The organism is Pseudarthrobacter sp. NPDC059871, from assembly GCF_042731175.1.
Taxonomy (GTDB): Bacteria; Actinomycetota; Actinomycetes; order Actinomycetales; family Micrococcaceae; genus Arthrobacter.
The window spans coordinates 44,165-69,826 of sequence record NZ_JBHWJV010000006.1 but is presented as its reverse complement, the minus strand read 5'-3'; the positions used below and the strand labels follow the sequence as shown (position 1 = coordinate 69,826).

The following is a 25,662-nucleotide window of genomic DNA, read 5'->3' as shown; positions in this document are numbered from 1 at the left end:
AACGGTTAGGAAATCACATGGCAACAGAGACAGTTGCAAAGCCCCGTACCAGCGCTCGGGTACACGTCCAGAAATTCGGGACGTTCCTGTCCGGAATGATCATGCCCAACATCGGCGCCTTCATCGCCTGGGGCATCATCACAGCCCTCTTCATCGAAAAGGGCTGGCTGCCGGTTCCCCAGCTTGGCGGCTTCGGTGAAACCGACGGGAAGCCGAACATCGGCCTCGTAGGGCCCATGATCACCTACCTGCTGCCGCTGCTGATCGGTTACACCGGCGGCAAGATGGTCTACGACGTCCGCGGCGGCGTGGTGGGCGCCATCGGCACCATGGGCGTGATTGTGGGCGCAGGCATCCCGATGTTCATCGGCGCCATGATCATGGGCCCGCTGGGCGGCTGGACCATGAAGAAGATCGATTCGCTCTGGGACGGAAAAATCCGCCCGGGCTTCGAAATGCTGGTCAACAACTTCTCCGCGGGTATTTGGGGCGCCCTGCTTGCCATGCTGGGCTTCTACGCAGTCGCTCCGGTGGTTTCAGGGTTCAGCGCCGGTGCCGGCAACGTGGTGCAGTTCCTGGTCAACAACGGCCTGCTGCCGCTCACCAGCATCTTCATTGAGCCCGCCAAAGTCCTCTTCCTGAACAACGCCATCAACCACGGTGTGCTGACCCCGCTGGGCGTCCAGCAGTCGCTGGAGCAGGGCAAGTCCATCCTCTTCCTGCTCGAGGCCAACCCCGGCCCGGGCCTGGGCATCCTGCTGGCTTACATGTTCTTCGGCAAGGGCGCGGCAAAGGCCTCCGCCCCGGGCGCCGCAATCATCCACTTCCTCGGCGGCATCCACGAGATCTACTTCCCGTACGTCCTGATGCGCCCGCTGCTCATCCTGGCCGCCATCGCCGGCGGCATGACCGGCATCGCCACCCTGGCGGTCACCGGTGCCGGCCTGGTGGCACCGGCGGCTCCGGGTTCCATCTTCGCCGTACTCGCCCAGACCTCCCGTGACAGCTACCTCGGGGTGATCCTCGCGGTGCTGCTTGCCACGGCCGCGTCCTTCCTGGTGGCCTCGGTGATCATGAAGACCACCAAGCACAGCGACGAAGGCGACCTCAACGCCGCCACCTCCCGCATGGAGGAAATGAAGGGCAAGAAGAGCTCCGTCTCCTCGCACCTGACCGGTGCGGGTGCCGGCGTGGGAACCGCCGTGATGGCTGGTCCCATCAAGAACATAGTGTTCGCCTGCGACGCCGGAATGGGCTCCAGCGCCATGGGCGCTTCAGTGCTCCGCAACAAGATCAAGGCCGCCGGTTTCCCGGATGTCAAGGTCACCAACTCGGCCATTGCCAACCTCAGCGACACGTACGACATCGTGGTCACGCACCAGGACCTCACCGAACGTGCCAAGCCGTCCACGTCCAGCGCCGCGCACTTCTCGGTGGACAACTTCATGAACAGCCCGCGTTACGACGAGATTGTTGACCTGGTCAGGGAGAGCAACACCGACGGCGGAACGTCCGACGCCGGCGCCGCGGCCGAACCGGATGCCGGAACCTCCGGCGGTGCTGCTGCAGCGGGGGCTGCAGGAGTTGGCACCGCGGCTGGTGCCGCCGCAGGCCAGGGTGCGCACGCCGCAGACGCCCCGGCCGCGGGACAGGCAGAGATCCTGGCCCGTGAGAGCGTCATCCTGACAGGAACGGCCACCACCCGCGACGCCGCCATCGACGAAGCCGGCCGGCTCCTGCTGGCCCGCGGCGCGGTGGACCAGGGCTACATCGACGCCATGCACGAGCGCGAGGAATCCGTGTCCACCTACATGGGCAGCTTCCTGGCCATCCCGCACGGCACCAACGCCGCCAAGGACCACATCCGGAAGTCGGCAGTCTCGGTGATCCGCTACCCGCAGGGCATCGACTGGAACGGCAAGGAGGTCAAGTTCGTGGTGGGCGTCGCCGGCGTGAACAACGAACACCTGCACATCCTGTCCTCCATCGCCAAGGTCTTCACCAACAAGGAGCAGGTGGCCCGCCTCGAGGCGGCCAGCTCCGTGGATGAAGTCCTGGAGCTCTTCGGGAAGGTTAACGCATAGTGAAGGCTGTACATTTTGGTGCCGGCAACATCGGCCGAGGTTTCGTGGGGCTGCTCCTGCACAATGCCGGCTACGAGGTGGTGTTCGCTGACGTCGCCGACGCGCTGATCGACCAGCTGGCGGCCGCGGACAGCTACGCCGTCCATGAAGTGGGGGAGAACCCCGCCGTGCAGACCGTTGACAACTTCCGCGCCCTGAATTCGAACACCCAGGAAGCGGAACTCATCACGGAAATCGCGACGGCGGACCTCGTCACCACCGCGGTGGGGCCGCACATCCTGAAGTTCGTGGCACCGGTGATCGCGCGGGGCATTGCCGCACGGGGCGCCGGGATGGCGCCGCTGCAGGTCATGGCCTGCGAGAACGCCATCAACGCCACGGACATCCTGGCCCGGGAGGTGGCCTCCCGCCCGGAGGCCGCCGGCGGGGCGCTGGACGGCCAGGCCGTGTTCGCCAACACCGCCGTGGACCGGATCGTGCCCAACCAGGAGTCCGGGCAGGGCCTGGACGTTACCGTGGAATCCTTCTATGAGTGGGTCATCGACCGGACGCCGTTCGCCGGATCGGAGCCGGAGATCCCCGGCGCCACCTTCGTAGACGAGCTCGCGCCCTACATTGAGCGCAAGCTGTTCACCGTGAACACCGGCCATGCCTCGGCCGCCTATTTCGGGTTCGAGGCAGGACTGGAGAAGATCTCCGATGCCATGGCGGACCAGGACGTGGCGGAAGACGTGCGGGCAGTGCTGGAGGAAACCAAGCAACTCCTGGTGTCCAAGCACGGGTTCAGCAACGAGGCGCAGGAAGCCTACGTGCAGAAGATCCTGGTCCGGTTCACCAACCCGCACCTGCCGGACACCGTGAACCGGGTGGGGCGCGCCCCGCTGCGCAAGCTCAGCCGGCACGAGCGGTTCATCGGCCCCGCGGCCGAGCTGGCCGAACGCGGCGTGGTGCCCGAGGCTCTGCTCGGAGCCATTTCAGCGGCGCTGCGTTTCACTGATCCCGCCGACGCCGAGGCCACCGAACTGGCCGGCATCCTCGCGTCGGGCAGTGCGGCGGACGCCACCGCCAGGATCACCGGCCTGGAACCGGAGCACCCGCTCTTCAACGCCGTGGCCACCCTCGTGGAGGAACGGCAGGCAGAGATGGCCGCCACCTCCGCCTGATGTCCGCAGCGGGCAGCACGCTGCCTGCCGCACCATCCGACGTATGACTGCATCGACGTAATGCACAAGGACGACGCCGGCACTGACCCCAGTGCCGGCGTCGTTCTTCTGTGATGTCCCCCACAAACAGGCCGAAAGCGCATTGGTTAGCCTCACCTTACTTATAGGCTCAGCTCTATTAGGCAACGAAGTTGTGACGTTATTACCGAGTGGAGAACATCGTGAAGAAGAGGCTGCAGGGCTATCTGGGGGCAATGGCGGCTGGGGCGGCCCTCCTGACCGTTACCGCGTGCGGCGGCAGTGCCACGGCAACCCCCGCAGCGGAAACCTCCACCATCACCGTCGAGCACGCCCAGGGGAGCACCGCCAACGTCCCGGTCAACCCGGAAAAGGTCTTCACGTTCGACCTTGGCGTCCTGGACACCATGGATGCCCTGGGCGTTGAACCTGCCGGCGTGCCCGAAGCCGCCTACCCGGACGCGCTGAAGAAGTACTCCGACGCCAAGTACGCCAAGATCGGCTCCCTGAAGGAACCCGACTTCGAAGCCGTCAGTGCCGGCGACCCGGACCTCATCATCATCTCCGGCCGCACCGCCGGAGCCTATGAAGAGCTGAGCAAGATCGCCCCCACCATTGATCTCTCCATTGATGCCGCCAAGCCCATGGACAGCTTCAAGGAGCAGGCCGGAAAGCTGGGGACCATCTTCAACAAGTCAGCCGAGGTTGAGGAGAAGCTCGCCGCCGTGGATACCACCGTGGCCGACACCAAAGCCAAGGCAGCTACAGCCGGCAAGGGCCTGATCGTCCTCACCTCCGGCGGCGAAGTCACCGCCTACGGCGCCGGCTCCCGCTTCGGCATCATCCACGACGTCCTGGGCGTACCCACCGCGGCGGACGTGAAGTCCGAGGGATCCCACGGTGAGGCCATCTCTTTCGAATACATCAAGCAGGCCAACCCGGACCTCCTCTACGTGATCAACCGCGATACCGCCATCGGAACCGAAGCCACCGCCAACGCCATCCTGGACAACGAGCTGGTCCAGTCCACCAATGCCGCCAAGAACGGCAAGGTCATCAACCTTGACCCTGCGGGCTGGTACATCGTGGGATACGGCCTGAACAACGTCAAGGCCATGGTGGACGCCGTAGCCGGCTCCGTCGCTTAAACCCCCACCGGGCTACAGCATGACCATCACCGCCGCGCGCCCCCAGGCGCCGGCAACCCGCAGCCAGGCCCGCCACTACGCGGGCCTGGCTGCGGCCGCAGTTGCCGTCCTGGTCCTCGCCGCCGGGAGCATGTTCGTGGGCGTCAGCGACGTCTCGCTCCCGTCCCTCCTCGCGGGGGACGCAGACACCATCGACATCTTCTGGATCTCCCGGGTGCCCCGCACCCTGGCTGTGCTGCTGGCAGGAATGGCCGTGGCCGTAGCCGGGCTGATCATGCAGCTCATGGCCCGGAACCGCTTCGTGGAACCCTCCACCGTGGGTACCGTCGAGTCCGCCACGCTTGGCATCCTGGTGGTCACCGTCCTCGCACCGGGCGCTCCCATGCTGGCCAAGATGCTGGTGGCCAGCATCTTCGCGTTGCTGGGCACCGCCCTGTTCCTGGCCATCCTGCGGCGGCTGCCCGCCAGGAACACCCTGCTCATCCCGCTGGTGGGCATCATGCTGGGTGGCATCATCGCCGCCGTTACCACCTTCTTCGCCTACCGGTACGACCTGCTGCAGACGCTCAGCAACTGGATGATCGGCGACTTCTCGGGCGTCCTCCGCGGCCGGTACGAGCTGCTTTGGATCGTCGCGGCGCTCATGCTGGTGGGCCTGCTCGCCGCGGACCGTTTCACCGTGGCCGGGATGGGGCAGGACTTCACCACGAACCTTGGCCTGAACTATGCCCGCACCATGCGGCTGGGGCTGCTGATCGTCTCACTGATCTCCGCCGTGGTGGTCACCACCGTGGGCGCGGTACCCTTCCTGGGCCTGGTGGTGCCCAACATCGTCTCCCTTATCTTCGGTGACAACCTCCGCCGCGCCGTCCCGTGGACCGCCCTGTTCGGGGCGGCGTTCGTGCTGGTCTGCGACATCATCGGCCGGACCATCCGGTACCCCTACGAGGTTCCCGTGGGGATGGTGATGTCCGTGCTGGGCGCCATCCTCTTCCTCGCCCTGATCCTGAGGAAACGCAATGCCTAAGGCGCCCGCCCTGACCTCCCCGGCTCCCGTGGACTCCGCCGTGGCCCCGTCCCGCGGCCCTGTCAGGCGCCGGTTCCGCAATGCCCCGCCCCAACTCGTGGTGGGTGTCCTGCTCGCGGCGGCCGCCGCCGTCGTCCTCTTCTTCCTGTTCTTCGAACTCAAGGGCAACGTGGGCTACATCCTGCCGCGCCGCGCCATCAAGGTCTCCGCGATGCTGCTGGTGGCCGTTGCCGTGGGCGTATCCACGCTGCTGTTCCAGACCGTGACGGCCAACCGCATCCTGACGCCGTCCATCATGGGCTTCGACTCGCTGTACATCCTGGTGCAGACCGTCATGGCCTTCGCCCTCGGTGCCGCCGCGGTGGTGACCGCCCCGCCCACCCTGCAGTTCGGCGCCGAGGTGGTGCTGATGGTAACCTTCAGCGCACTGCTGTACCGCTGGATGTTCACCGGTGCCACCCGGTCGCTGCACCTGCTCCTGCTGGTGGGCGTGATCCTCGGCAGCCTGTTCCGCGGCTTCTCCTCCCTGCTGCAGCGGCTGATGGAACCCAGCGAATTCATCATCCTGCAGGACCTGTTCTTCGCATCCTTCAACAACGTGGACCCCGCACTGCTGGGAGTGGCCGCGGTGATCGTCGCCGCCGTCTGCGCTGCCGTGTGGCGGGCCCGGCACACCCTTGACGTCCTGGCACTGGGCCGGGACGTGGCCATCAACGTGGGCGTGGACCACCGCAGGGTGGTGATGCGCGTGCTGCTGGCGTGCTCGCTGCTGGTGGCCGTCTCCACCGCGCTGGTGGGACCGGTGACCTTCTTCGGACTCCTGGTGGTGAGCCTGGGCTACCAGCTGTGCCGCGAGTTCAGCCACGCCTGGCTGCTGCCCATCGTGGTACTGATCGGCGCCATCGCACTGGTGGGCGGCCAGCTGGTGTTGGAGAAGGTCTTCGGCTTCGGCACTGCGCTCAGCGTGGTCATCGAGTTCACCGGCGGCATCCTCTTCCTCTACCTCCTGCTGAAAGGCTCGCTCAAATGACCATCGCGGTCCGCAACGTCTCCAAAAGTTACGGCGGCCAGACGGTCCTCGACGACGTCAGCTGCGAGATCCCGCAGGGCGGCATCACCTCGATCATCGGACCCAACGGCGCCGGCAAATCCACCCTGCTCTCCCTGATCAGCCGCTTGCAGCCCCTGGGCTCAGGTGAGGTGTCCGTGGGCGGCCTGGACATCGCGTCCACGGACAGCCGCCAGCTGGCCCGGACCATGGCCATCCTCCGCCAGGAGAACCACCTCACCATGCGCCTCACCGTCCGCGACCTGGTGGCCTTCGGCCGGTTCCCCCACTCCGGCGGCCGGCCCACCATTGAGGACCTCGCCAAGGTGGAGGAGGCCATCGCGCACCTGGACCTGACGCCCATGGCGGACAAGTTCGTGGACGAGCTCTCCGGCGGGCAGCGGCAGCGCGCGTTCATTGCGATGGTGCTGGCCCAGGACACGCAGTACCTGCTTTTGGACGAGCCGCTGAACAACCTGGACATGAAGCACTCGGTGGAGATGATGCGGCTCCTGCGGCGCCTTGCCGACGAATTCGGCAAGACCATCGTGATCGTGGTCCACGACATCAACTTCGCCTCCTGCTACTCGGACACCATCCTGGCCATGAAGGACGGCAGGCTGATCCACCAGGGCAGCCCGCGGCAGATCATGCAGCAGGCCATGCTCCGCGACGTCTACGACATCGACATCCGCATCGAGGAAATCGGTGCGCACCGGATCGGCGTCTACTTCACCTGACGCGCGCTCACTTGTGGTGGGTATTCCTGCAACGCCCGCTCACTTGTGGTGGGTATTCCGGTAACGCCCGCTCACCCGTGAAAGGCTGGGCAGGTGAGTGAAACCGCTGGTGCCCCGGAACCTTTGCTGACCGCCGACGTCGAGCGCGGGACTTTCCGCCTCCGCCACGCCACGACGGCGGACCTGCCCGCCGTGGTGCAGCTCCTCGCCGATGACGCGCTGGGCGCGGGCCGCGAGGCGGGCCAGGACATGGCGCCCTACGAACGCGCCTTTGACGCGATCGACGGCGACCCCCGCCACATGCTCCTTGTGGGCGAGCTGGTGCCGCCCGGGGAAGCCGCGGGTCCGGTGGTTGCCACGTTCCAGCTGAGCTTCCTCCCCGGCATCTCGCGGCACGGGGCGTGGCGCTCGCAGATCGAGGGCGTGCGGGTGGCCGACACCCTCAGGGGCCAGGGCATCGGCAACCTGATGATCCAGTGGGCCATCGGCGAGTCCAGGCGGCAGGGCTGTTCGCTGGTGCAGCTGACCACGCACAAGACGCGGACGGCTGCCCAGCGCTTCTACCAGCGGCTCGGATTTGAAGGCTCGCACGAGGGCATGAAGCTCACGCTCTGACCACATAGCTTTGACTGTTAGGTACCCTAAATGTTAGGGTACCTAATGATGAACGAGAACAAGCTCCAGGAACTCGCCGCAGGCTTCCGCGAAGCCCTGCGCCACAGCGTCTACCTGGTCCGCCGCCTCGACGCGGACGGAGACCTCAGCGCCGCCCAGCTCAGCACCCTGAAGATGCTGCTGGACGACGGCGTACGGGTAGGTGAGATCGCCCGCAACCTCGGCGTCAGGGTACCCAGCGCCACCGAGCAGATCATCAAGCTCGAACGCGCCGGGCTGGCCCGCCGCGAACCCGACCCCTCCGACTCCCGCGCCGTCCGCGTCATCCTGACCGCCGAAGGCCGCGCCGCCGTCGAGTCCGCAAACCAGCGGCGCAACGCCGTCATGGCCGAACTCCTCGGCGAACTCACCGAGCAGGACCGTGAAGCGCTGGCGGCGGCGCTGCCCGTCATCGACAAAATCAACGCGTCCCTCCAGAACTGACGCACCGCACCCCCTTTAGGAGCACCCTCCATGAACCGCCAAGCAGACACCCTGCCGGCACCCGGGAACACCCTGCAGGCCGAGAAGGCCTCCTTCCTCAAGCAGCCAAAAGCTGTGTGGGCCACCGCCCTGGCCGCGGTCTTCGCGTTCATGGGCATCGGCCTGGTGGATCCCATCCTCCCCGCGATCGCCACCAACCTGGACGCAAGCCCCAGCGAGGTCTCGCTGCTGTTCACCAGCTACTTCCTGGTCACCGCCCTGGCGATGCTGATCACCGGCTTCGTCTCGTCCCGGATCGGCGGCAAGAAAACCCTCCTGATCGGGCTGGCCATCATCGTGGTGTTCTCCTCGCTCTCCGGCCTGTCCGGCAGCGTGGATGAGCTGGTGGGCTTCCGCGCCGGCTGGGGCCTGGGTAACGCCCTCTTCGTCGCCACCGCCCTCGCCGTCATCGTTGGGGTGGCCAGCGGCGGCGCCGGCATCGCCATCATCCTCTACGAGGCCGCACTGGGCCTGGGCATCTCCCTCGGCCCGCTCCTGGGCGCCCTGCTGGGCGGCTGGCAGTGGCGCGCCCCGTTCTTCGGTACGGCCGTGCTGATGGCTGCCGCGTTCATCGCCCTGCTGGCACTGCTTCCCAAGACGCCGCTGCCCGAGCGCAAGGTGCGCCTCCGCGACCCGCTGCTGGCCCTGGGCCACAAGGGATTGCGCACGACGGCGGCCAGCGGCTTGTTCTACAACTACGGCTTCTTCACCATCCTGGCTTTCACCCCCTTCATCCTGGGCATGGACGCGTATGGAATCGGCGCCGTCTTCTTCGGCTGGGGCGTGGCGGTGGCCGTGTTCTCCGTCTTCGTCGCGCCGGTCCTGCAGCGCCGCTTCGGTGCCGTCAAGGTGCTGACCGGCACCCTGTTCGTCCTGCTGCTGGACCTTGCCGGGCTGGGACTGGCGGCCGGGCACTCGGTGCCTGCCGTCGTCGTACTGGTCATTGTGGCGGGCGCCCTGCTGGGCATCAACAACACCGTCTACACCGAACTGGCCATGGGCGTCTCCGATTCCCCGCGGCCGGTGGCTTCCTCCGGCTACAACTTCGTCCGCTGGATGGGTGGCGCGCTGGCGCCGTTCCTGGCCGCGCAACTGGGTGAGCACTTCGGCCCGCAGGTGCCCTTCTACGCCGGTGCCGTGGCCATGGGAATTGCCATCCTGGTGGCGTTCAGCGGCCGCAAGTACCTTACGGCGCACGAACCGCACCTGGTCTAGGAGCCGCTACTGCCTCCCGGAGGAAGACTTGGTGCCGGACAACAGGACCACCAGCACCGCAGCCAGGCTCACCGCGGCCTGCACTATGACAAGCGCCGGAAGGGCCTGCCCCACGAAGAGGGCGATCCCCACCGGCAGCAGAGACAGGACGGTGACGTCGAGTCCCCGCAGCAGCGAGGACAACTGGGCCCGGGGAACCGGGCCCATTGGCGTATCCACCGGCGGCAGTGTCCAGTCCGCGGGCGGCCGGGTAGCTCCGCGGAGGCAGCCGGCGCCCATGCCGATGCCGGCCAGCGCACCCATGGCAGGCAACAGCGGTCCGCCCGCCCCCAGCAGGGCCAGGGCGCCCGTGAGCAGTGTCATCCAAGCGGCCAGCGCCAGCGCGGGCATCAACAGCCGGCTCGCCCGGACAGCGGCGCGGGGAAGCGGCAGCAGGGCGTCCAGCTCGGGCAACAACGCTGTCCGCCGGGCCACGGTGCCCATACCGCTGGCCACTCCACAGCCGGCCACCAGCAGGAAGACCAGCTGCAGCCAGGCGGGAAGCCCGGCGTCGGACACCACCACGGCCAGGCATGCCGCCAGCCACAGCAACGGAACTGCCAGGAGGGGCTGCAGGCGAAGGAACGCCGTGACGTCCGCCCTTACGAGGCCGGCAAACGGGCCCCGCGCCCTGCGGGCATAGAAACGCCGGGCCCGGGAACCGGCTGCGGGACGCGGCGTCCCCGCCATCGAGCGGAGCAGCTCGTTGGTGTCCAGGAAGAACACCGCCGACGCCGCGTGCCCGGACACGTTGCCGCCGCGGACCAGTTCCGTGCCGGTGACCTGGCCCGCGCGGCGCAAAAGGGGAACAAGGACCACGACGCCGGCCAGCACCGCGGCGGCCAATGGCCACCCGGCGGCTGCCATCCCCGGCAGCAGCGCAAGCGGGGCGACGGCCAGCAGTGCGGCGGCCCGGCCGCGGCGCGGAGCCACCAGACCGAGCTGGAGCAGACCCGCAATCCCCAGGACCGCCACGCTCGCCGCCCCGAACGTCGCCGCGGCCAGCGCATGGTCCGCGGCGTCCGCCGCCAGGTCAGTGACGATGCTGAACGGGACATAGCCGAGGGTGGCACCGAGGCCTACCGAGACCATGCGGCGCCGGAAGGTGGGCAACACCATGGGGCGGCGGTCAAGGGGCAGCGGCAGCCACCATGCACCCTGCGCGCCCGTGACCGCGATGGGACCCAACCGCCTTGCCACTGCCAGGATGGCCGCCAATCCGCCGTAGGTCAGCAGGGTCCACAGGAGCGGGGCCGGAAGCACCAGCGGGCTCCCCGCCACCAGGCTTGCCGCCATGGCGTTGTCCCTGGTCATTTCATCGCGCAGCCCGCCCACGAAGGAAACGGCAATGGCAGCGGCGCAGCCCAGGGCCACCAGGGAAGTATAGATATCCGCGAAGGCATCTCCCACGGACGTCTGGGTGCGGTTGTACGCCCGGGAGTGCCGCCTGGTGAACGTCACCAACTCGCCGGCAAGGGCTGTTCCGGCAGGGGCGCCTGTCACGGGATCAGAGGCCAGCAATGAAGCCTGCCCCTTCTTCGGCGGACACCAGTTCCACATCGTCCTTAATGACCAGTGCAGAGGTTGCCGTGCGGACCAGCAGCCGCGGGTCGTGTGTCACCAGCAGCACGGCGCCACCGCCGTCCGCGTAGGCGGCGATCCGGCCTGCCAGGGCGTCCCGCATGCCGGGGTCCAGGCGCTGCTCAGGCTCGTCCAGGATCAGCAGGGCCGATGGCCGGATGAATCCTGCGGCCAACAGCAGGCGGCGCCGCTGCCCCGAAGACAGGGCATCCGGTACGGCGTCCGCGCGCGTGGACAGGCCAAAGAACTCCAGTTCGGCAGCCACCCGCTCCCCGGGATCCGCCAGCGAGTGGCCGCGGGCCACCAGGAGCAGGTGCTCGGTGACGCTGAGCGACGGAAAGAAGAGGTCGTCGTCGAACACGGCGGCAACTTCACGGCGGAAATGGACGGAATCCGGGTCCACGGGCAGTCCGCGGATCCGGGCGTCGCCGCTGATGGCGGGCTGGCGGCCGGCGATGGTCTGCACCACCGTGGATTTCCCGGCCCCGTTGACGCCCACCACGCCCAGCACCTGGCCTGCGCGCACTTCCGCCGTCACTTCGCCGCAGACGGGCGCGCCGCCGTAGCCCACTACCAGCTGTCCGGCCTCGAGGACCGCCCCCAGATCAGTCACCCGTCCAATCTAGCGGGTGGTTCCCTGAAGGAGTTCAGCCGGACCCGCGTTCAGCAGGGCCTGCTGTCAGCCCTTCGCCGAGCCCTTCGCCACGAACAGGGTCTCGGCCTGCTCAAGGGACATGCCGTTGGTCTCCGGCACCTTGAACATCACGAAGAAGAAGGATGCCGCGGCGAACAGTGCGTACATGGCGTAGGTCAGCGGCAGGGACACGGCGGACATCACCGGGAAGCTGAGCGTAATGGCGAAGTTGGCCACCCACTGTGCCGCCGCTGCGAGTCCCAGGGCGCGGGCACGGATGCGGGACGGGAAGATCTCGCCGAGCAGCACCCACACCAGCGGACCCCAGGAGGCGCCGAAGCTGACTACGAACACGTTGGCCGCCACCAGGGCCACCGGCCCCCAGGCGCCCGGGAGGGTGATGTCTTCGCCGGATCCGGTTGCGGAGGAGAAGGCCAGGGCCATGGCACCCAGGGAGACGGCCATGCCCACGGAACCAACCAGCAGGATGGGGCGGCGTCCAATCCGGTCCACCAGGGCGATGGCCACCAGGGTGACCAGGATGTTGGTGACGGATGTGGCCACCGAGATGGCCAGGGAATCCTCTTCCCGGAAACCGACGGCCTTCCACAGGGTGGTGGAGTAGTAGAAGATCACGTTGATGCCCACGAACTGCTGCAGCATGGAGAGGATGATGCCCACCCACACCACCGCCTGCAGGCCGAAGGTCTTGCCGCGCAGCGAGCCCTTCTGACCGGCGATCTTGTCTTCCTCGATGGCATCCCGGATTTCCCGGATGTGGCGCTCGGTGTCATCGGCCGGGGCGATGCTGTCGAAGATCTTGCGTGCTTCTTCGTCCTTGCCCTGGAATACCAGGAACCGCGGGGACTCCGGGAGCGTGAAGGCAATCCAGCCGTAAACCAGGGCGGGAACGGCGGCGGCCAGGAACATCCAGCGCCACGCCTCGATGCCCAGCCAGAAGGACTGGTCCGCGCCGCCGGCGCTGGTGGCCAGGAGGGCGTCCGACAGCAGGGCCGCGAAAATACCGGTGGTGATGGCCAGCTGCTGCAGGGAGGCGAGCCGCCCGCGGACCTGCCGCGGCGAGATTTCGGAAATATATGCAGGGGCAATCACGGAGGCGAGGCCAATGCCGAGCCCGCCCACCAGCCGCCAGAAAATGAGGTCCCACACGCTGAACGCGAAGCCGGTGCCGATGGCGCTGACCAGGAACAGCAGCGCGCCGATCTTCATGGCGGGGATGCGGCCGTACTTGTCGGCCACCTTCCCGGCCAGGTAGGCGCCGGCGGCGCAGCCCAGCAGCGCAACGGCGACGGCGAACCCGGTCACCGCTTCGGAGAGCGCGAACTCGCCCTTCATGGCGTCCACGGCACCGTTCACCACGGACGAGTCGAAGCCGAAGAGGAATCCGCCCACCGCTCCCGCAAGGGCCAGCCAGATCACCCGCTGCGGTATGCGGGTCTTGGTCTGCTCCTGTGCAGTGGGCATGGTTCTCCCTGGGTTTGGGGTGTGGTGGAGTTCGCGCGGACGTCGTCGGCTGCGGACCGGCTAAATGGCCAGTGTACTTACGGTAGTGTTCCATGCCACGGCGAACCGTTCCAGTTGAAGCAGGCCCGCGCCGGCTCCCCTCCCGCAGTGGACGCGGACGACGACGGTGCGTGCCGCCGTCGTACGCCTCGCCCGGGCGCGCAGTACTTAGGGAGAAACGCCGGAACCCTCCCGCACGGTGTGCGAAAGGGTTCCGGTTAATGCCGCCACAAGTGAGCGCGCGTTGGTGTTTTGGACACCACAAGTGAGCTCGCGTTTAGTGGGCGGGGACCTGCAGGGTGTCGTTGTCCTGCGGGGGAGTGGCGTTGGGGTCCGTCAGCTTCTTCTTCGGCAGCGCGAGGCTGATGAGGAACGCGATTCCGGTCAGCACCGCAGCTGTCAGCATCACGGCGTCGATCGAACCGGCGAAGCCTTCAGTGATGGGCCGGGTCAGGGTGCTGTTGGCCGTGTGCAGCCAGCTGGTGTCGTTGAGCGAATCGTTGGACGCGCCGTTCTTGAAGAAGTCGTACAGCTTGGCGTTGGCCGGGTCCGCCGCCACCGCAGGGTCCTTCAGGACGGCAAGGTACGCGGCATCGGTGGTTGCTGCCTTCATGCCGTCGGCGATCTTGTCGGCCGCCAGGCTGAACAGCATGGAGATGAAGACGGCGGTTCCCACGGCTCCGCCCATGGACCGGAAGAAGGCGGCCGAGGATGTCCCCACGCCCATGTCACGCGGCGGCACGGAGGTCTGCATGGCCAGGGTGAGCGGCTGCATGCAGAAGCCCAGGCCCACGCCGAAGAAGACGGCGATCAGTCCGGGGACCCACAGGGCCGTGTCCACGCGAAGCGACAACCCCATGACCAGTGCTGCGGCCGTGAGGATTCCCGTGCCCATGATGGGGAAGATCCGGAAGGTGCCGGAGGCGGAGATGGTCCGCCCGGCGGTGATGGACCCGAACAGGATGCCTACGGTGAAGGTGATCATCATCAGGCCGGCCTCGGTGGGCGTGAGGCCCTTCACGAGCTGGAGGTACATGGGAAGCATGGCGATGGCGCCGAACATGCCGATGCCGATGATGAAGTTCAGCAGCGAGGACAGCCCGAAGGTGATGTTGCTGAAAAGCCGCAGCGGGATCAGGGCGTAGTCCCCGGCGCGTTTCTCGGCCAGCAGGAACCAGGCGATGCCCACCACGCCCAGGCCATAGCAGAGGAAGGAGTTGGTGGACGCCCAGCCCCAGGAACGGCCCTGCTCGGCCACCAGGAGCAGGGGGACGATGGCCACGGTGATGGCTGCCGCGCCCCAGTAGTCGATTTTCTGCTTCAGGTGCTTGGCCGGCAGGTGGAGGAACAGGAACACCACCACCAGGGCGGCGAGGCCGATGGGAACGTTGATGAAGAACACCCAGCGCCAGCCGTCAAAGCCCAGGATGTTGGAGGTTCCGGCGAAGGCACCGCCCACCACGGGTCCCAGCACCGAAGAGATGCCGAACACGGACATGAAGTAGCCCTGGTACTTGGCCCTGTTCTTGAGCGAGACAATGTCGCCGATGATGGTCAGGGCGAGCGCCAGCAGGCCGCCGGCGCCGAGGCCCTGGACACCGCGGGCCAGGGCAAGCTCCGTCATGGAGTGGACAGAACCGGCATAGACCGAGCCCGCCAGGAAGATCACGATGGCACTCAGGTAAAGGGGCCGGCGGCCGAAGATATCACTCAGCTTGCCGTAGAGCGGGGTGCTGACCGTGGACGTGATCAGGTACGCCGTGGTGGCCCACGCCTGGAGCGAGAGGCCGTCCAGGTCGTTGGCGATGGTGTAGATGGACGTGGACACGATGGTCTGGTCCAGCGAGGCCAGGAACATGCCCAGCATCAGGCCCACCATCACGGTGACGATCTGGCGCTGCGTCAGGGTATCTCCGGCGCCGGGCGCGGCAGTGGCTTTGGACATAGGTGCTCCAGGGGAAGAAAAGGGAAGTAAGCATTTGATAGTTGCTTTCAGTAACTATCTTACCCGTACTTCCATTCCCCGGCGCGGGAATTTTTTTGGCCGCCGGGTTACGGCTCCACGAGGATGCCGTCCGGATCGCACCAGATCATGGCGCCCGTGCGGATGGTGACGCCGTCGATCACCACGTCAACGTCCACTTCGCCCGCTCCGGCCTTGGCACTCTTCCGGGGGTTGCTGCCCAGCGCCTTCACGCCGAGGTCCAGCTTGGCGATGGCTTCGCGGTCCCGGATCGCCCCATTGATCACGACGCCGGCCCAGCCGTTCGCCACGGCGCTTTCGGCGATCATGTCCCCCATCAGGGCGGTCCCCAGCGAGCCGCCGCCGTCCACCACCAGCACGTTGCCGTTGCCGGGGGTTGCCAGTGTGGACTTCACCAGGGCGTTGTCCTGGAAGCAGCGGATGGTCCGGGCCTGCCCGGAGAAGTGCGTGCGGCCGCCCAGGGACTGGAACTGCAGCGCCACGGACGCCAGCTCATCGCCGCGCTCGTCGTAGAGGTCCGCCGTGTTGATGGCAGGGGTGGTAGCAGCGTTCATGTGGTTCTCCTTCGAGCCTCGGGGTGCCGCGCGCTCACAACCGCCCCGGCGTGCGGCACAGACGCCGGGCAAGGCCCACGATAGTCTGATTTCCAGCATCAGCACCTGCCCCGGGGGGAACCAGCAATGAGCACGTCCAACACACCGGTCCCGCCGGACGTTCCACGGACCACGTCCGCGGCGCTCGCCGAGCCGACGCAGAAGGTCACCGCGCGCTGGGTCACCGGGCTGGTGCTGGTCAACGTGGGCATCAACGCCGCGTTCTTTGGACCCATCAATGTCTTTATCGCCCAGCAGGCCACTGGCATCGACGAAGCCAACAAGGAAGCCATCGCCTCCCTCATACTTGGGTGCGGAGCCGCCGTATCCCTAGTGGCCAATCCGCTCTTCGGCGCTCTGTCCGACCGGACGGTCTCAGGTTTTGGCCGGCGTTCCCCCTGGGTGCTGGCGGGTGCCATCCTGGCCGCGGCAGCGTTGCTGGCAATGTCCGGGGCTACGGCTGTCGCCCTGCTGGTCTTGTTCTGGTGCCTGGTCCAGCTGGGCGCCAACGCGGCCTACGCGGCCATCACCGCCGCCATCCCCGACCGCGTGCCAGTGCTACAGCGCGGCGGCGTGGGGGGACTGGCCGCCCTTGGCCAAACGGCGGGAATCCTCCTCGGGGCAGTCTTCGGGGCGGTGGTTTCCGGCAACTTCATGGTGGGTTACTGGCTGTGCGCCGGAGCCCTGCTGGTCTCTGTGCTGCCCTACCTGTTCCACCGGAATGACCCGCCGCTGCCCGGGGAGCTCCGCCCGCCCTTCTCGTGGGGCAAGTTCCTCCGCGGCTTCTGGATCAGCCCGGCCCGCCATCCGGACTTCGCATGGGCGTGGCTCACCCGCTTCCTGGTCAACGTCTGCAACCAGCTCACCATCGTCTACCTGATCTTTTTCCTCACCGACGTCATCAAGCATGAAAATCCGGCGCTGGGTGTCCTGACCCTTACCGGCATCTATGCGGCGCTGGTGATGATCACTGCGGTGATCGCGGGGCCGTGGAGCGACAGAGTGGGCAAGCGCAAACCATTCGTGATCGCCTCCTCCGCCATGATCGCCATGGCAGGCCTCACCATGGCGTTCTTCCCCGTGTGGACCGGTGCCCTGATTGGGGCCGCCATCCTCGGCATAGGCTTCGGCGCCTACCAGGCCGTTGACTTCGCCCTGCTGACGCAGGTGCTCCCGCAGGCCGCGGACCGCGGCAAGGATATGGGGGTCATTAACGTGGCCGCCTCACTGCCGCAAGTATTCGCGACGTACCTCGCTTACCTGGCGGTGACGCAGTTCGGCGGGTACGGCACCCTCTTCACCACGGCGGCCGTTATCGGCCTGCTGGGCGCCGTTTTCGTCGTCAAGATCAAGGGCGTGGACTGACCCTTCCGGCGGCCGTTGGTAAGGCCACTGACGAGTTGCAGCGCCGGCTGGTGCCGTATAGTTGAGCCGGCTGCGGGGCTGTATGGATGGGGGAGCTCCGGCAGCAGTAACCCCAGGACACAACCCCGGAAAATGCTGATGACCGAGACTGTTTCAGACCATCCGCCCATGGCCGCCAGGCCCACTGCACCACGCCAGCGCCTTCGCTATGCACGCATGCTCGAAGCCGCTGCCTCCTCTGCCCGGAAGGGCCTGGACTCCGTGGACCTGTCAGAGATCGCCGAGAAGGCAGACGTTCCGCTGGGGACGGTGTACCGCTATTTTCCGTCCTCCACGCACCTGGTGCTGGCTCTGTACCGCCACCAGCTGGAAGAGCTGGAGGCCGCTGCGCGGCGCGAGTCGGACCGGTTCCGCGGCCGCGCCCTCCCCGGTGTCGTGATGGAGATCTTCCACATGCGGGTCATGCAGCCTGCCGTGGAACGGTGCCTGAGCCGCGGGGTCTACCTTCCCGACCGGGACACCACGGCCCTGCTGCGCGACATCGACGCCCTGGGCGAAAAGGCCGTGGAGGCCGCTGCCGGCGATGCCGTGGCGGCCAGGGTCCTGCTGCTGTCCGTCACTGGTCTGGTCCAGTCTGTCCGGAACCGCCGCCTGTCCCTCTTCGAGGCCGAAGAAGACCTAAAAAAGGCCTGCGCCCGGCTCTCCCCGGCCGCGGATGCCCGGTTCACACTCCACCAGTCGGCGTAACCGGTCTAGACCAATTCGGCATTAAATACGCCTTTATGGCGTGTCGTGAGTCACAAATAAGCTTGAATAAACGATTTGGCGGCTGTTTCCGCTGTCAAGACCGCCGTTGCGGGCTCCGGCGCTTGCCTACCATTGATCCAGCGGAGCAGCAGGGAGCGAACATCCCCGGGGGCTCCTACGGACCCGCCACCCCTGGGTTTCCTGTCGCACCATTTTCCCTGCCGGAGCCCGCATGGGTCCGGCCCCATGTGCCGTGCGTGCACGGCGAGCACCAGGAGACAACGACGTGTCCATTGACGCAGCCACAGCCACTGATAATTCCGCAGCCACAGCACTGACCGAAGCCGAGATCTTCGACGCCCATCAGGGCGGAAAGCTCTCCATCGCCAGCACCGTCCCGCTGTCCAACAAGCGCGACCTGTCCATTGCCTACACCCCCGGTGTGGCCGAGGTCAGCCGCGCCATCCACAAGCAGCCCGAGCTCGCCCGCACCCTGACCTGGGCCGAGCGCCTGGTGGTCGTTGTCAGCGACGGCACCGCAGTCCTGGGCCTGGGCAACATCGGTGCCAGCGCCTCCCTGCCCGTAATGGAGGGCAAGTCCGCACTCTTCAAGAGCTTCGGCGACCTTGATTCCATCCCCTTGGTGCTGAACACCAGCGACGTCGACGAAATCGTGGAGACCCTCGTCCGCCTGCGTCCCAGCTTCGGCGCCGTCAACCTTGAGGACATCGCCGCTCCGCGCTGCTTCGAGCTTGAGGAAAAGCTGATCGAGGCCCTGGACTGCCCGGTCATGCATGACGACCAGCACGGCACCGCGGTGGTAGCACTGGCCGCCCTGACCAACGCCGCCAAGGTGACCGGCCGCAGCCTGGACAGCCTGAAGGTAGTGGTTTCCGGGGCCGGTGCCGCGGGAATCGCCGTCGCCGAAATCCTCCTGGCCGCCGGCATCCCGGATGTCGTCCTGCTGGATTCCCGCGGCGTCATCAACAGCACCCGTGCCGACCTGGCTGCAGACACCTCCAGCAAGAAGGCGGACATCGCCGGCCGCAGCAACCCCCGCGGGGTGGAAGGCGGCCCGGCCGAGGCGCTTGCCGGAGCGGACGTCTTCATCGGCGTTTCCTCCTCCAAACTGGACGAGGCACACCTTGCCCTGATGAACCAGGACGCCATCGTGTTCGCGCTCTCCAACCCGGACCCCGAGGTCCTGCCGGAGGTCGCCGCCAAGTACGCCGCCGTGGTGGCCACGGGCCGCAGCGACTTCCCCAACCAGATCAACAACGTCCTGGCGTTTCCCGGCATCTTCCGTGGCGCCCTGGACGCCGGCGCCCGCCGGATTACGCCGGCCATGAAGCTGGCGGCGGCCAACGCCATCGCCGAGCTTGCCGCCGAGGACCTGGCCGCCGACTACATCGTGCCCAGCCCCCTCGACCCCCGGGTTGCCCCCGCGGTGACAGCGGCCGTGGCCGCGGCGGTGGAAGCGGAGTAGTCCACCCCCCGTAATGCGCGACGGCGGTGCCTCCTTCCCCGAAAGGAGGCACCGCCGTCGGGCTTTAACGCGGTCCGGGCCGGCAGCTGCGCCACCCTAGACTGGGTGCCATGACTTCCGAGACCGTGGTGACCATCCTGTGCGGCCTTGCGATCCTGGTGGGTGTGGCGGGGACCATCATCCCCGTCCTGCCCGGCAGCATCCTGATCGGGGCCAGCCTGCTGGCGTGGGCCATCTGGGGCGGCGCCGGTCCCGCCGGCTGGGTAGTGTTCGCCGTCGGCATCATCTTTGTGGCCGCCGGGATGGCCGCCAGCGCCGTCCTCACCGGGCGGAAGCTCAAGGAGCATGCCATCCCCAGCCGCAGCATCGTGGTGGGACTGGTGGCCGGTGTGGCCGGCATGTTCATCATCCCGGTGGTGGGCCTGTTCGTCGGGTTCGCCGCAGGCCTGCTCCTCAGCGAAGTCCTGCGCACTCGCAACCTGCCCACCGCGGCCCGGTCCAGCTGGGCCGCACTCAAAGCCACCGGCATCGGGATGCTCGCCGAATTCGGGCTGGCGTGCCTGGCCGCAAGCGCCTGGGTCATCGGGGTGTGGATTGCCGCGGTGAACGGGTAGTTCCCTTGCGCCGGGTCAGGCAGGCGCGTACAACGGGGGGATGACCGAGCCCGTGGAAGCAGCCCTGCACATCGCCACGTGGATGGACAACTACCAGGCCGCATGGTCCAGCAACGATCCGGAGCACATCCGCGCACTTTTCACGGAGAATGCGCGGTATGAAACCCGGCCGCACGACCCCGACGCCTGGACCGGCCGGGACGGGATCGTGGACGGCTGGCTGGCTGCCCGGGACGAACCCCAGGACTGGACCTTCAGCTGGGACCTGCTGGGAACCGACGGCCCCACGGCCTTCGTTCAAGGCGTGACCGTTTATGCCGGGGACCAGCCCAGCTATGACAATCTCTGGGTGGTGCGCTTTGACGGGTCCGGCCGCGCCGCCTCGTTCACCGAGTGGTTCATGGCGAGGCCCTGAGCCCGGCCGGCAGCGGAAAACCTGCCCCGCGTGGGCAGCGGCCGGTCTTTCGTTAGCATGGAAAGATGACTGCCGGGGACAGCGCACCGATCTACTGGGACAGCCGTGACCTGACGCCGTTCGGCCAGGCGCACCTGCGCACGCCTGTCCACGACCTTGCCGGGGGAGTGGGTGGCCTGCTGACCGGGGTGCTGGGCGCCCGCAACCCGTCGCTGCTCGCGATCAACGGCGAGGTGCCACGGCTCCGGCGGATGCCCCGGCCGGCCAAGGAGGTTCACGACGCTGTCTTCTCCAGCCGTGAACCCGAGCGGCTGATCGCCCTGGCCCGCACCTACCCGGGCTGGGCCGGCCTGTGCTACCTGATGTCCGGGCTGCTGGTCTACCAGCACGGCGGGTACCTCCGCGCCTCGGAGCTGCTGCAGCGCGGGCTCACCACCCGGAACGACGACGACGCGAACCGCTACTCCGCCACCTACCTGCGGCGCATTGTCACCCGGATCGAACTGGCGGAACGGGTGGAGGTTCCCGTCCTGTTCAGCGAGGAATCGGTGTTCCTGGCGCTGGCCCACGCGTTGCGCGAGACCGGCCGGACCGAGGCGGCGCTGGACGCCCTCACCGGGCTGCCGCCGTCGCTCCCCATGGCCCTGGCCCGGTGCTCGCTGGCGCTCAGCCTGGGCCGGAGCCGCACCGTGATCGACTGGACTGAGGGGCTCCTGAATGCCGATGACCTGTCTGCCGCGCTGCTCCTGGTCCGTGCCCGCGCCCTGCGCCGGGAAGGCCGGCTCGACGCCGCTCAGCAGGCCATCACCGAGGTGCTGCGGCGCCGCAAGACTCACCTGGTGCTCCGGAACGATGCCCTGACCGACAAGGCGCTGCTCCTGCTCGACGCCAGCCGGCGCTCGCTCAATCCGCGCGACTGGGGCAGGCGGCACGAGGACCCGGTGCCGCAGCGGGAAATCGCCGCTCCGGTTCCCATCCGCAAGGACCAGGAAATGCGCCGCATCTGGGAACAGGACTGGAAGAACCTCAGCGAGGACTAGGCGCGGCCCGCCACCAGGGGAACCAGCTGTTCGCCCAGCAGCACTGTCCCCAGCAGGACCATGATGATCCCGCTGGCAAGGGTCACGGCCCGTGCTGCCCCGGGCCTGCTCTGCAGCAGCGTGCGGGACAGCAGCGCCACGGCCGTGTAGACCAGCCCGGCCAGCGCCACGAACGTCATGCCCAGAAGCCCGGACTGCACAGGTACCGGCAGTGAGGCGTCCGCGCTGACGAACTGCGGGATCAGGGCCACGTAGAACAGCAGGCCCTTCGGGTTGATGCCGCTGGTGCCCATGCCCTGCAGGAAAGTGCGCAGCCGCGTTGCGCCGGGACGTCCGACGGCGCCTGCCGCACTGAAGGACGCCCCGCGCCACGAGCGGAGCGTGCTGATGCCCAGCCACATCAGGTAGCCGGCGCCCGCCAGCGTCAGCCAGCCCAGCACGCCGGGCATGCCCGTCAGCACCGCGGCGAGCCCAGCCACCAGCAGGGCGGTGTGCAGGACGTAGCCGCCGCACAGCCCGGCCACGGCGGGCACGAAACTGCGCTGTCCAAGCCCTGCCGTGATGGAGTAGGCCCAGTCCACGCCGGGGGTGCAGGCGAGGGCTGCGGCCACCAGCACAAAGGCCAGGAACAGCTCCGGATTCATGGGTTCTCCTGTCAGGGGATCGTTCAGGAGTAACTGTAGGAAGTTTCAGGCCGGAAGTGCTGTCCGGTTTTCGCGCGGCACGCTAGCCACGCAGTAGGATTTTTGCGTGATAGATGCCATCGACAGGAATATCTTGCGCCACCTCAAAGAGGATGGGCGGATGACCGCCACCGCGCTTGCCGCCAAGGTGGGGCTGACCGTGGCCCCGTGCCACCGCCGGCTGCGCGACCTGGAGCAGTCAGGGGTGATCCGGGGCTACAAAGCGGACATCGATCCAGGGGCCGTGGGCCTGGGGTTTGAGGCGATTGTCTTCGTCACGCTGCGCCAGGTGGACCGGCCCACCATGGAGATCTTCGAGAACCGCGTGGCGGACAACCCGAACATCGTGGAGGCGCAGCGGCTCTTCGGTTCGCCGGACTACCTGCTGAAGGTCATCGCCGAGGACCTGCCCGCGTACCAGCGCTTTTACGACGCAGAGCTGACATCCCTGCCCGGCGTGGAACGGCTGACCTCCACCCTGGTGATGAAGAACCTCAAATCGAACGCCGGGCCGCCGGTGTAGCGGCTGCCCGTTCCCTCAGTCGGCCGGGCGGACGTGGACGATGATCACCTGGGTGTCCTTGCCGCCGTCGTACCTCAGGTCGTAATTCACGTCCAGGCCGGTGGCCGTTCCGGAGGTGATGGAGAAATCGCTCTTCCCCTCCGGGTCGCTTTCGGTGCTGCTGATCCACCGCTCGGCGGAGTCCCCGTCGATCCCGTAACGCTGCACGCCGTCACGGATCAGGGCGAAGTACTCCTCGGCGGATGGTGCGGTGAGGAAGTAGGTGACCTCGCTGAAGTCCGTGCGCTTGTCAGTGGTGTTGAACCGGATGCGGTCCGTTTCGCCCGTGATTTCGCCGCTGGGCGCCACGATGGTCAGGTTGATCTTTCCGGCGCCGCGGGTGTTGATCTCGGGGCCGTAGCTGTCCGGAGTCACCTGGACGGCGGCCTTGTCCAGCGTGCCGGAGCTCATGTCCAGCCGTGCGGCCCCGGTGCTGCGGATGGTCTCTACGCCGGCGGCATCAAGGGTGGAAAATTCAGAGGTTTTCACGGTGCTCCCTGCAGAAGGTGATGTGGCGGAGGACGGGGTGGCGGGATCGGGCGCGGACAGCTGGCAGCCGCCCAGGGCCAGGCCGGCGGCCAGGACCGGCAGGAGGAGTACGACGCCGGATGCGCGCCTTTGCTTCCCGGCTGCGGCTGTGTGGGTGGTGCTCACTGGTGGACCTCCGCGTCGAAGCCGTCCAGGAATCGGTCCATGATCTGGGGGATGTTGTTGGTGGGCCGGTACTGGTCCACCCGGGAGTCAAAGTCGGAGCCGATGATCTGGGCTGCCCGGTCCGGGTCAGAGGCCAGCAGGTCCTGGTAGGCGGGCAGGGTGTCCTGCCGGATGAGTTCCCAGCGCTGGTCCGCGTTGGCAATGTTGCCGTCCGGGAAACCCGTGGTGAAGTCGGTGCGGAACTGCGTGGGGTTGTCCCAGTTGGTGAACGGCACGTTCTGCGGGCCTGGGCTTTCCACGCTGAAGGTGTAGGGGAACACCTCTGCGTAGCTCCTGGCCCCCGGGATGGAGGGCTCGCCGGCCAGGGTCACCATGTAGGTCACGGCTTCACCGCCGGGGTGGCTGCGCATGTTGTCGTAATCGTCGGCAATGATTTCGTTCTGCTCGCGGTACAGGAGGGCGGTGTTGCCTTCCTGGACGCGGTCCGGGTCGCCGGAATCGATGTTGGCCCAGGCCTCCGCCGTTCCGGCATCGATGGCGCCGGAATCATGGAGCCGGTTGATCTCGTCCAGGCCGCCGTTGAGGTACGCCTGGTGCTGGCGCGCCTGGTCCAGGAAGATTTCCTTGTTCATGTCCAGCATGCTGGTTTCGTAGAAGCGGATCTCGTCATCGGTCATTCCGGCCAGCTGTTCGATCTGGTCCAGGATGGGCAGCGGGATGTTGGACGCCGGATTGTTGGCGATCTGCTGCGCGAGGTCCCGCATCATGGCCATGTCGCGGAAGCCGCCCGCGAAGGACGGTCCGATCATGTTGGCCATGCCGGCCCACTGCAGGTCCGGGTTGGCCAGGTAGGCCTGGCCGTAGAAGTCGTAGACGCTGCGGATGGTGTCCCAGTTGGCTTCGGTGCCGTTGGCGGTATCCCAGGTGGCCGGATCGATGCCCATGTCCAGCATGGCCTGGTTATTCCAGTAGTCGCTGAGGAAATCGGCGTACTCCGGGGAGTTCTTGTCGATCAGGCCGGAGTCCGCTGCCGCATCCATGGCGGCCTTGGCGGCTTCCGGGTTGGCCAGCGCCCATTGCCTGAACTCTTCGCTCTGCAGGTAGTCCCGGCGCTCGTCCGGCGTCATCGAGTTCAGGGTGTCGGTCAGGTCCTGCGCTGTTCCGCCGCCCCCGCCCGACTGGCCCGGGCCACCACCGCTGCCGCCGCCGGCGCCATTGCTGGCCCGTTCCTGTTCGTCCGCGTTGGCCAGCAACGCCTTTGACGCCGATTCGAGCCCGGCCGTGGCGGACCTCAGCAGCTTGATGTGGGAGGACGTCCATTCGCTGCGGAACCTGTCGCCGTCGTGCCCCTTCCACAGCCCGGAGCTGATGGTGCTGTTGAGCTGCTGGCCCAGGGCGTTGAGCCGGTTGGCACCGCCGGCGAGGTCCTTGGCGAGTTGCCGGAGCTGGGCCACGTCGCCGCCGTAAAAGGTACCCGCCATGATGATTCCCCCTGTGTGGATGTACCGTGCCAGCCTATCCGGGAAGGTTCAGCGGGGCGATGGGGAGGGCTATCCGTCCAGCAGACCCGTGGTGCGGTAGGGAATGACTTCGCGCAGGAACATGCTGGTGGAGGTGCGTACGATTCCCGGGCACAGCCGGATTTCCTCCGATACCCGGTACAGGTCATCCGGGCTTGTGGCCACCACCCGAATCAGGAGGTCGGTGTCTCCGGCGGGTGCGTGGCATTCCAGGACCTCCGGAATGTTCCGCAGGGCGGCGATGGCCTCATTGAGGTGGCTTTGGTCCAGTTCTGCGCTCACCGACGCCGCCACCCCGCGGCCCAATGCCGCGGGAAGGACCCTGCTGCTGTTGGGCCGGAGCGCGCCGGCCGCCGTCATCCGCTCCAGGCGCGACTGCACAGTGCCGCGTGCCAGCCCCAGCCGCTGCGCCAGCACCATGATGGGAACCCGCGGGTCCTCGTCCAGCGCCCGGAGGATCCGCCGGTCCGTGGTGTCGAGTTCCTGCAATTTGCCTACTTTCGTCTGACATAGTGCGCATGGATTAGTCAGACTGACTAACGAACGCGCGGCCGGTTGCACCAACTGTATGGCTGGTGCTGAAATGTTGGCAACACGGCAGCGGTTACCGCCACTGCCCGCAGGCCACCGGCCTCCGGTAC

General features: G+C 67.2%; 25 protein-coding genes. 16 read left to right on the top strand and 9 right to left on the bottom strand.

What is annotated here, in order from left to right; translation table 11 throughout:
- The first annotated feature begins 17 nt into the window (after positions 1-17).
- The 9 genes from ACFV4R_RS09750 (at position 18) to ACFV4R_RS09710 (ending at position 9,580) form a co-directional block, all read left to right on the top strand.
- On the top strand, positions 18-2,084 hold the full coding sequence (locus ACFV4R_RS09750) for a PTS mannitol transporter subunit IICBA (protein WP_377202344.1): 2,067 nt from the start codon (positions 18-20) through the stop codon (positions 2,082-2,084).
- Positions 2,084-3,247: a mannitol-1-phosphate 5-dehydrogenase gene (locus tag ACFV4R_RS09745; protein ID WP_377202343.1), complete on the top strand. Its 1,164-nt coding sequence runs from the start codon at positions 2,084-2,086 to the stop codon at positions 3,245-3,247. The genes ACFV4R_RS09750 and ACFV4R_RS09745 overlap by 1 nt, the downstream gene beginning before the upstream one ends.
- Before the next feature lie 221 nt (positions 3,248-3,468).
- Positions 3,469-4,413, top strand: coding sequence for a siderophore ABC transporter substrate-binding protein (locus ACFV4R_RS09740; protein WP_377202342.1), 945 nt, complete (start codon positions 3,469-3,471; stop codon positions 4,411-4,413).
- Positions 4,414-4,432: 19 nt separating this feature from the next.
- The gene (locus tag ACFV4R_RS09735) at positions 4,433-5,440 is read left to right on the top strand and encodes an ABC transporter permease (protein ID WP_377202341.1); all 1,008 of its coding nucleotides are present in this window, start codon (positions 4,433-4,435) and stop codon (positions 5,438-5,440) included.
- Entirely contained in the window at positions 5,433-6,470 is a 1,038-nt protein-coding gene (locus tag ACFV4R_RS09730) for an iron chelate uptake ABC transporter family permease subunit (protein ID WP_377202340.1), read from the top strand. The genes ACFV4R_RS09735 and ACFV4R_RS09730 overlap by 8 nt, the downstream gene beginning before the upstream one ends.
- Positions 6,467-7,228: an ABC transporter ATP-binding protein gene (locus tag ACFV4R_RS09725; protein ID WP_377202339.1), complete on the top strand. Its 762-nt coding sequence runs from the start codon at positions 6,467-6,469 to the stop codon at positions 7,226-7,228. Before ACFV4R_RS09730 ends, ACFV4R_RS09725 begins: the two co-directional genes overlap by 4 nt.
- Before the next feature lie 123 nt (positions 7,229-7,351).
- Positions 7,352-7,843: a GNAT family N-acetyltransferase gene (locus ACFV4R_RS09720; RefSeq protein WP_377202493.1), complete on the top strand. Its 492-nt coding sequence runs from the start codon at positions 7,352-7,354 to the stop codon at positions 7,841-7,843.
- 45 nt (positions 7,844-7,888) lie between these two features.
- Positions 7,889-8,326 carry a MarR family winged helix-turn-helix transcriptional regulator gene (locus tag ACFV4R_RS09715; protein ID WP_377202338.1) on the top strand — a complete coding sequence of 146 codons (438 nt, stop codon included), beginning with the start codon at positions 7,889-7,891 and terminating at the stop codon, positions 8,324-8,326.
- Between the two features lie 30 nt (positions 8,327-8,356).
- Positions 8,357-9,580 (top strand): MFS transporter, encoded by a 1,224-nt coding sequence (locus ACFV4R_RS09710; protein ID WP_056080583.1) that lies wholly within the window; start codon positions 8,357-8,359, stop codon positions 9,578-9,580.
- Positions 9,581-9,586: 6 nt separating this feature from the next.
- Here the strand turns inward: ACFV4R_RS09710 and ACFV4R_RS09705 are convergent, their stop codons facing one another.
- The 5 genes from ACFV4R_RS09705 to rraA all read right to left on the bottom strand — a co-directional run bounded on the left by ACFV4R_RS09705 (position 9,587) and on the right by rraA (position 15,896).
- Positions 9,587-11,122: a DUF6297 family protein gene (locus ACFV4R_RS09705; protein WP_377202337.1), complete on the bottom strand. Its 1,536-nt coding sequence runs from the start codon at positions 11,120-11,122 to the stop codon at positions 9,587-9,589.
- A gap of 4 nt (positions 11,123-11,126) precedes the next feature.
- The gene (locus tag ACFV4R_RS09700; protein WP_377202492.1) at positions 11,127-11,804 is read right to left on the bottom strand and encodes an ATP-binding cassette domain-containing protein; all 678 of its coding nucleotides are present in this window, start codon (positions 11,802-11,804) and stop codon (positions 11,127-11,129) included.
- Between the two features lie 75 nt (positions 11,805-11,879).
- Positions 11,880-13,319 (bottom strand): sugar porter family MFS transporter, encoded by a 1,440-nt coding sequence (locus tag ACFV4R_RS09695; RefSeq protein ID WP_349034440.1) that lies wholly within the window; start codon positions 13,317-13,319, stop codon positions 11,880-11,882.
- A 316-nt stretch (positions 13,320-13,635) separates the two neighbouring features.
- A complete protein-coding gene (locus ACFV4R_RS09690) occupies positions 13,636-15,303 on the bottom strand; it encodes an MDR family MFS transporter (RefSeq protein WP_377202336.1) in 1,668 nt (555 codons plus the stop codon).
- 107 nt (positions 15,304-15,410) lie between these two features.
- Positions 15,411-15,896 (bottom strand): ribonuclease E activity regulator RraA, encoded by a 486-nt coding sequence (gene rraA, locus ACFV4R_RS09685; RefSeq protein ID WP_377202335.1) that lies wholly within the window; start codon positions 15,894-15,896, stop codon positions 15,411-15,413.
- A 126-nt stretch (positions 15,897-16,022) separates the two neighbouring features.
- On the opposite strand from rraA, the gene ACFV4R_RS09680 reads away from it, so the two are divergent.
- The 6 genes from ACFV4R_RS09680 to ACFV4R_RS09655 all read left to right on the top strand — a co-directional run bounded on the left by ACFV4R_RS09680 (position 16,023) and on the right by ACFV4R_RS09655 (position 21,602).
- Positions 16,023-17,300 carry an MFS transporter gene (locus ACFV4R_RS09680; protein WP_377202334.1) on the top strand — a complete coding sequence of 426 codons (1,278 nt, stop codon included), beginning with the start codon at positions 16,023-16,025 and terminating at the stop codon, positions 17,298-17,300.
- 138 nt (positions 17,301-17,438) lie between these two features.
- Positions 17,439-18,047, top strand: a complete 609-nt coding sequence (locus ACFV4R_RS09675) for a TetR/AcrR family transcriptional regulator (protein ID WP_377202333.1) — start codon at positions 17,439-17,441, stop codon at positions 18,045-18,047.
- A gap of 286 nt (positions 18,048-18,333) precedes the next feature.
- Positions 18,334-19,533, top strand: a complete 1,200-nt coding sequence (locus tag ACFV4R_RS09670) for an NADP-dependent malic enzyme (RefSeq protein WP_091716690.1) — start codon at positions 18,334-18,336, stop codon at positions 19,531-19,533.
- A gap of 110 nt (positions 19,534-19,643) precedes the next feature.
- On the top strand, positions 19,644-20,147 hold the full coding sequence (locus ACFV4R_RS09665; protein WP_377202332.1) for a DUF456 domain-containing protein: 504 nt from the start codon (positions 19,644-19,646) through the stop codon (positions 20,145-20,147).
- Positions 20,148-20,187: 40 nt separating this feature from the next.
- Entirely contained in the window at positions 20,188-20,562 is a 375-nt protein-coding gene (locus tag ACFV4R_RS09660) for a nuclear transport factor 2 family protein (protein WP_377202331.1), read from the top strand.
- A gap of 65 nt (positions 20,563-20,627) precedes the next feature.
- Entirely contained in the window at positions 20,628-21,602 is a 975-nt protein-coding gene (locus ACFV4R_RS09655; RefSeq protein WP_377202330.1) for a hypothetical protein, read from the top strand.
- Here the strand turns inward: ACFV4R_RS09655 and ACFV4R_RS09650 are convergent.
- Positions 21,599-22,246 (bottom strand): LysE family translocator, encoded by a 648-nt coding sequence (locus ACFV4R_RS09650; protein ID WP_377202329.1) that lies wholly within the window; start codon positions 22,244-22,246, stop codon positions 21,599-21,601. The genes ACFV4R_RS09655 and ACFV4R_RS09650 overlap by 4 nt on opposite strands.
- 106 nt (positions 22,247-22,352) lie before the next feature.
- On the opposite strand from ACFV4R_RS09650, the gene ACFV4R_RS09645 reads away from it, so the two are divergent.
- Entirely contained in the window at positions 22,353-22,808 is a 456-nt protein-coding gene (locus ACFV4R_RS09645; protein WP_015938915.1) for an Lrp/AsnC family transcriptional regulator, read from the top strand.
- 15 nt (positions 22,809-22,823) lie between these two features.
- On the opposite strand, the gene ACFV4R_RS09640 is transcribed toward ACFV4R_RS09645, so the two are convergent.
- The 3 genes from ACFV4R_RS09640 to ACFV4R_RS09630 all read right to left on the bottom strand — a co-directional run bounded on the left by ACFV4R_RS09640 (position 22,824) and on the right by ACFV4R_RS09630 (position 25,510).
- The gene (locus tag ACFV4R_RS09640; protein WP_377202328.1) at positions 22,824-23,501 is read right to left on the bottom strand and encodes a hypothetical protein; all 678 of its coding nucleotides are present in this window, start codon (positions 23,499-23,501) and stop codon (positions 22,824-22,826) included.
- Entirely contained in the window at positions 23,498-24,982 is a 1,485-nt protein-coding gene (locus tag ACFV4R_RS09635; RefSeq protein WP_377202327.1) for a WXG100 family type VII secretion target, read from the bottom strand. The genes ACFV4R_RS09640 and ACFV4R_RS09635 overlap by 4 nt, the downstream gene beginning before the upstream one ends.
- A 69-nt stretch (positions 24,983-25,051) precedes the next feature.
- A complete protein-coding gene (locus tag ACFV4R_RS09630; protein WP_056080624.1) occupies positions 25,052-25,510 on the bottom strand; it encodes an Lrp/AsnC family transcriptional regulator in 459 nt (152 codons plus the stop codon).
- Positions 25,511-25,662: the final 152 nt, after the last annotated feature.

Coding starts and splice junctions, on each gene's coding strand:
- ACFV4R_RS09750 (WP_377202344.1), top strand. CDS start 18: ATGGCAACAGAGACAGTTGCAAAGCCCCGTACCAGCGCTCGGGTACAC.
- ACFV4R_RS09735 (WP_377202341.1), top strand. CDS start 4,433: ATGACCATCACCGCCGCGCGCCCCCAGGCGCCGGCAACCCGCAGCCAG.
- ACFV4R_RS09730 (WP_377202340.1), top strand. CDS start 5,433: ATGCCTAAGGCGCCCGCCCTGACCTCCCCGGCTCCCGTGGACTCCGCC.
- ACFV4R_RS09725 (WP_377202339.1), top strand. CDS start 6,467: ATGACCATCGCGGTCCGCAACGTCTCCAAAAGTTACGGCGGCCAGACG.
- ACFV4R_RS09715 (WP_377202338.1), top strand. CDS start 7,889: ATGATGAACGAGAACAAGCTCCAGGAACTCGCCGCAGGCTTCCGCGAA.
- ACFV4R_RS09710 (WP_056080583.1), top strand. CDS start 8,357: ATGAACCGCCAAGCAGACACCCTGCCGGCACCCGGGAACACCCTGCAG.
- ACFV4R_RS09695 (WP_349034440.1), bottom strand. CDS start 13,319: ATGCCCACTGCACAGGAGCAGACCAAGACCCGCATACCGCAGCGGGTG.
- ACFV4R_RS09690 (WP_377202336.1), bottom strand. CDS start 15,303: ATGTCCAAAGCCACTGCCGCGCCCGGCGCCGGAGATACCCTGACGCAG.
- rraA (WP_377202335.1), bottom strand. CDS start 15,896: ATGAACGCTGCTACCACCCCTGCCATCAACACGGCGGACCTCTACGAC.
- ACFV4R_RS09680 (WP_377202334.1), top strand. CDS start 16,023: ATGAGCACGTCCAACACACCGGTCCCGCCGGACGTTCCACGGACCACG.
- ACFV4R_RS09675 (WP_377202333.1), top strand. CDS start 17,439: ATGACCGAGACTGTTTCAGACCATCCGCCCATGGCCGCCAGGCCCACT.
- ACFV4R_RS09665 (WP_377202332.1), top strand. CDS start 19,644: ATGACTTCCGAGACCGTGGTGACCATCCTGTGCGGCCTTGCGATCCTG.
- ACFV4R_RS09660 (WP_377202331.1), top strand. CDS start 20,188: ATGACCGAGCCCGTGGAAGCAGCCCTGCACATCGCCACGTGGATGGAC.
- ACFV4R_RS09655 (WP_377202330.1), top strand. CDS start 20,628: ATGACTGCCGGGGACAGCGCACCGATCTACTGGGACAGCCGTGACCTG.
- ACFV4R_RS09650 (WP_377202329.1), bottom strand. CDS start 22,246: ATGAATCCGGAGCTGTTCCTGGCCTTTGTGCTGGTGGCCGCAGCCCTC.
- ACFV4R_RS09635 (WP_377202327.1), bottom strand. CDS start 24,982: ATGGCGGGTACCTTTTACGGCGGCGACGTGGCCCAGCTCCGGCAACTC.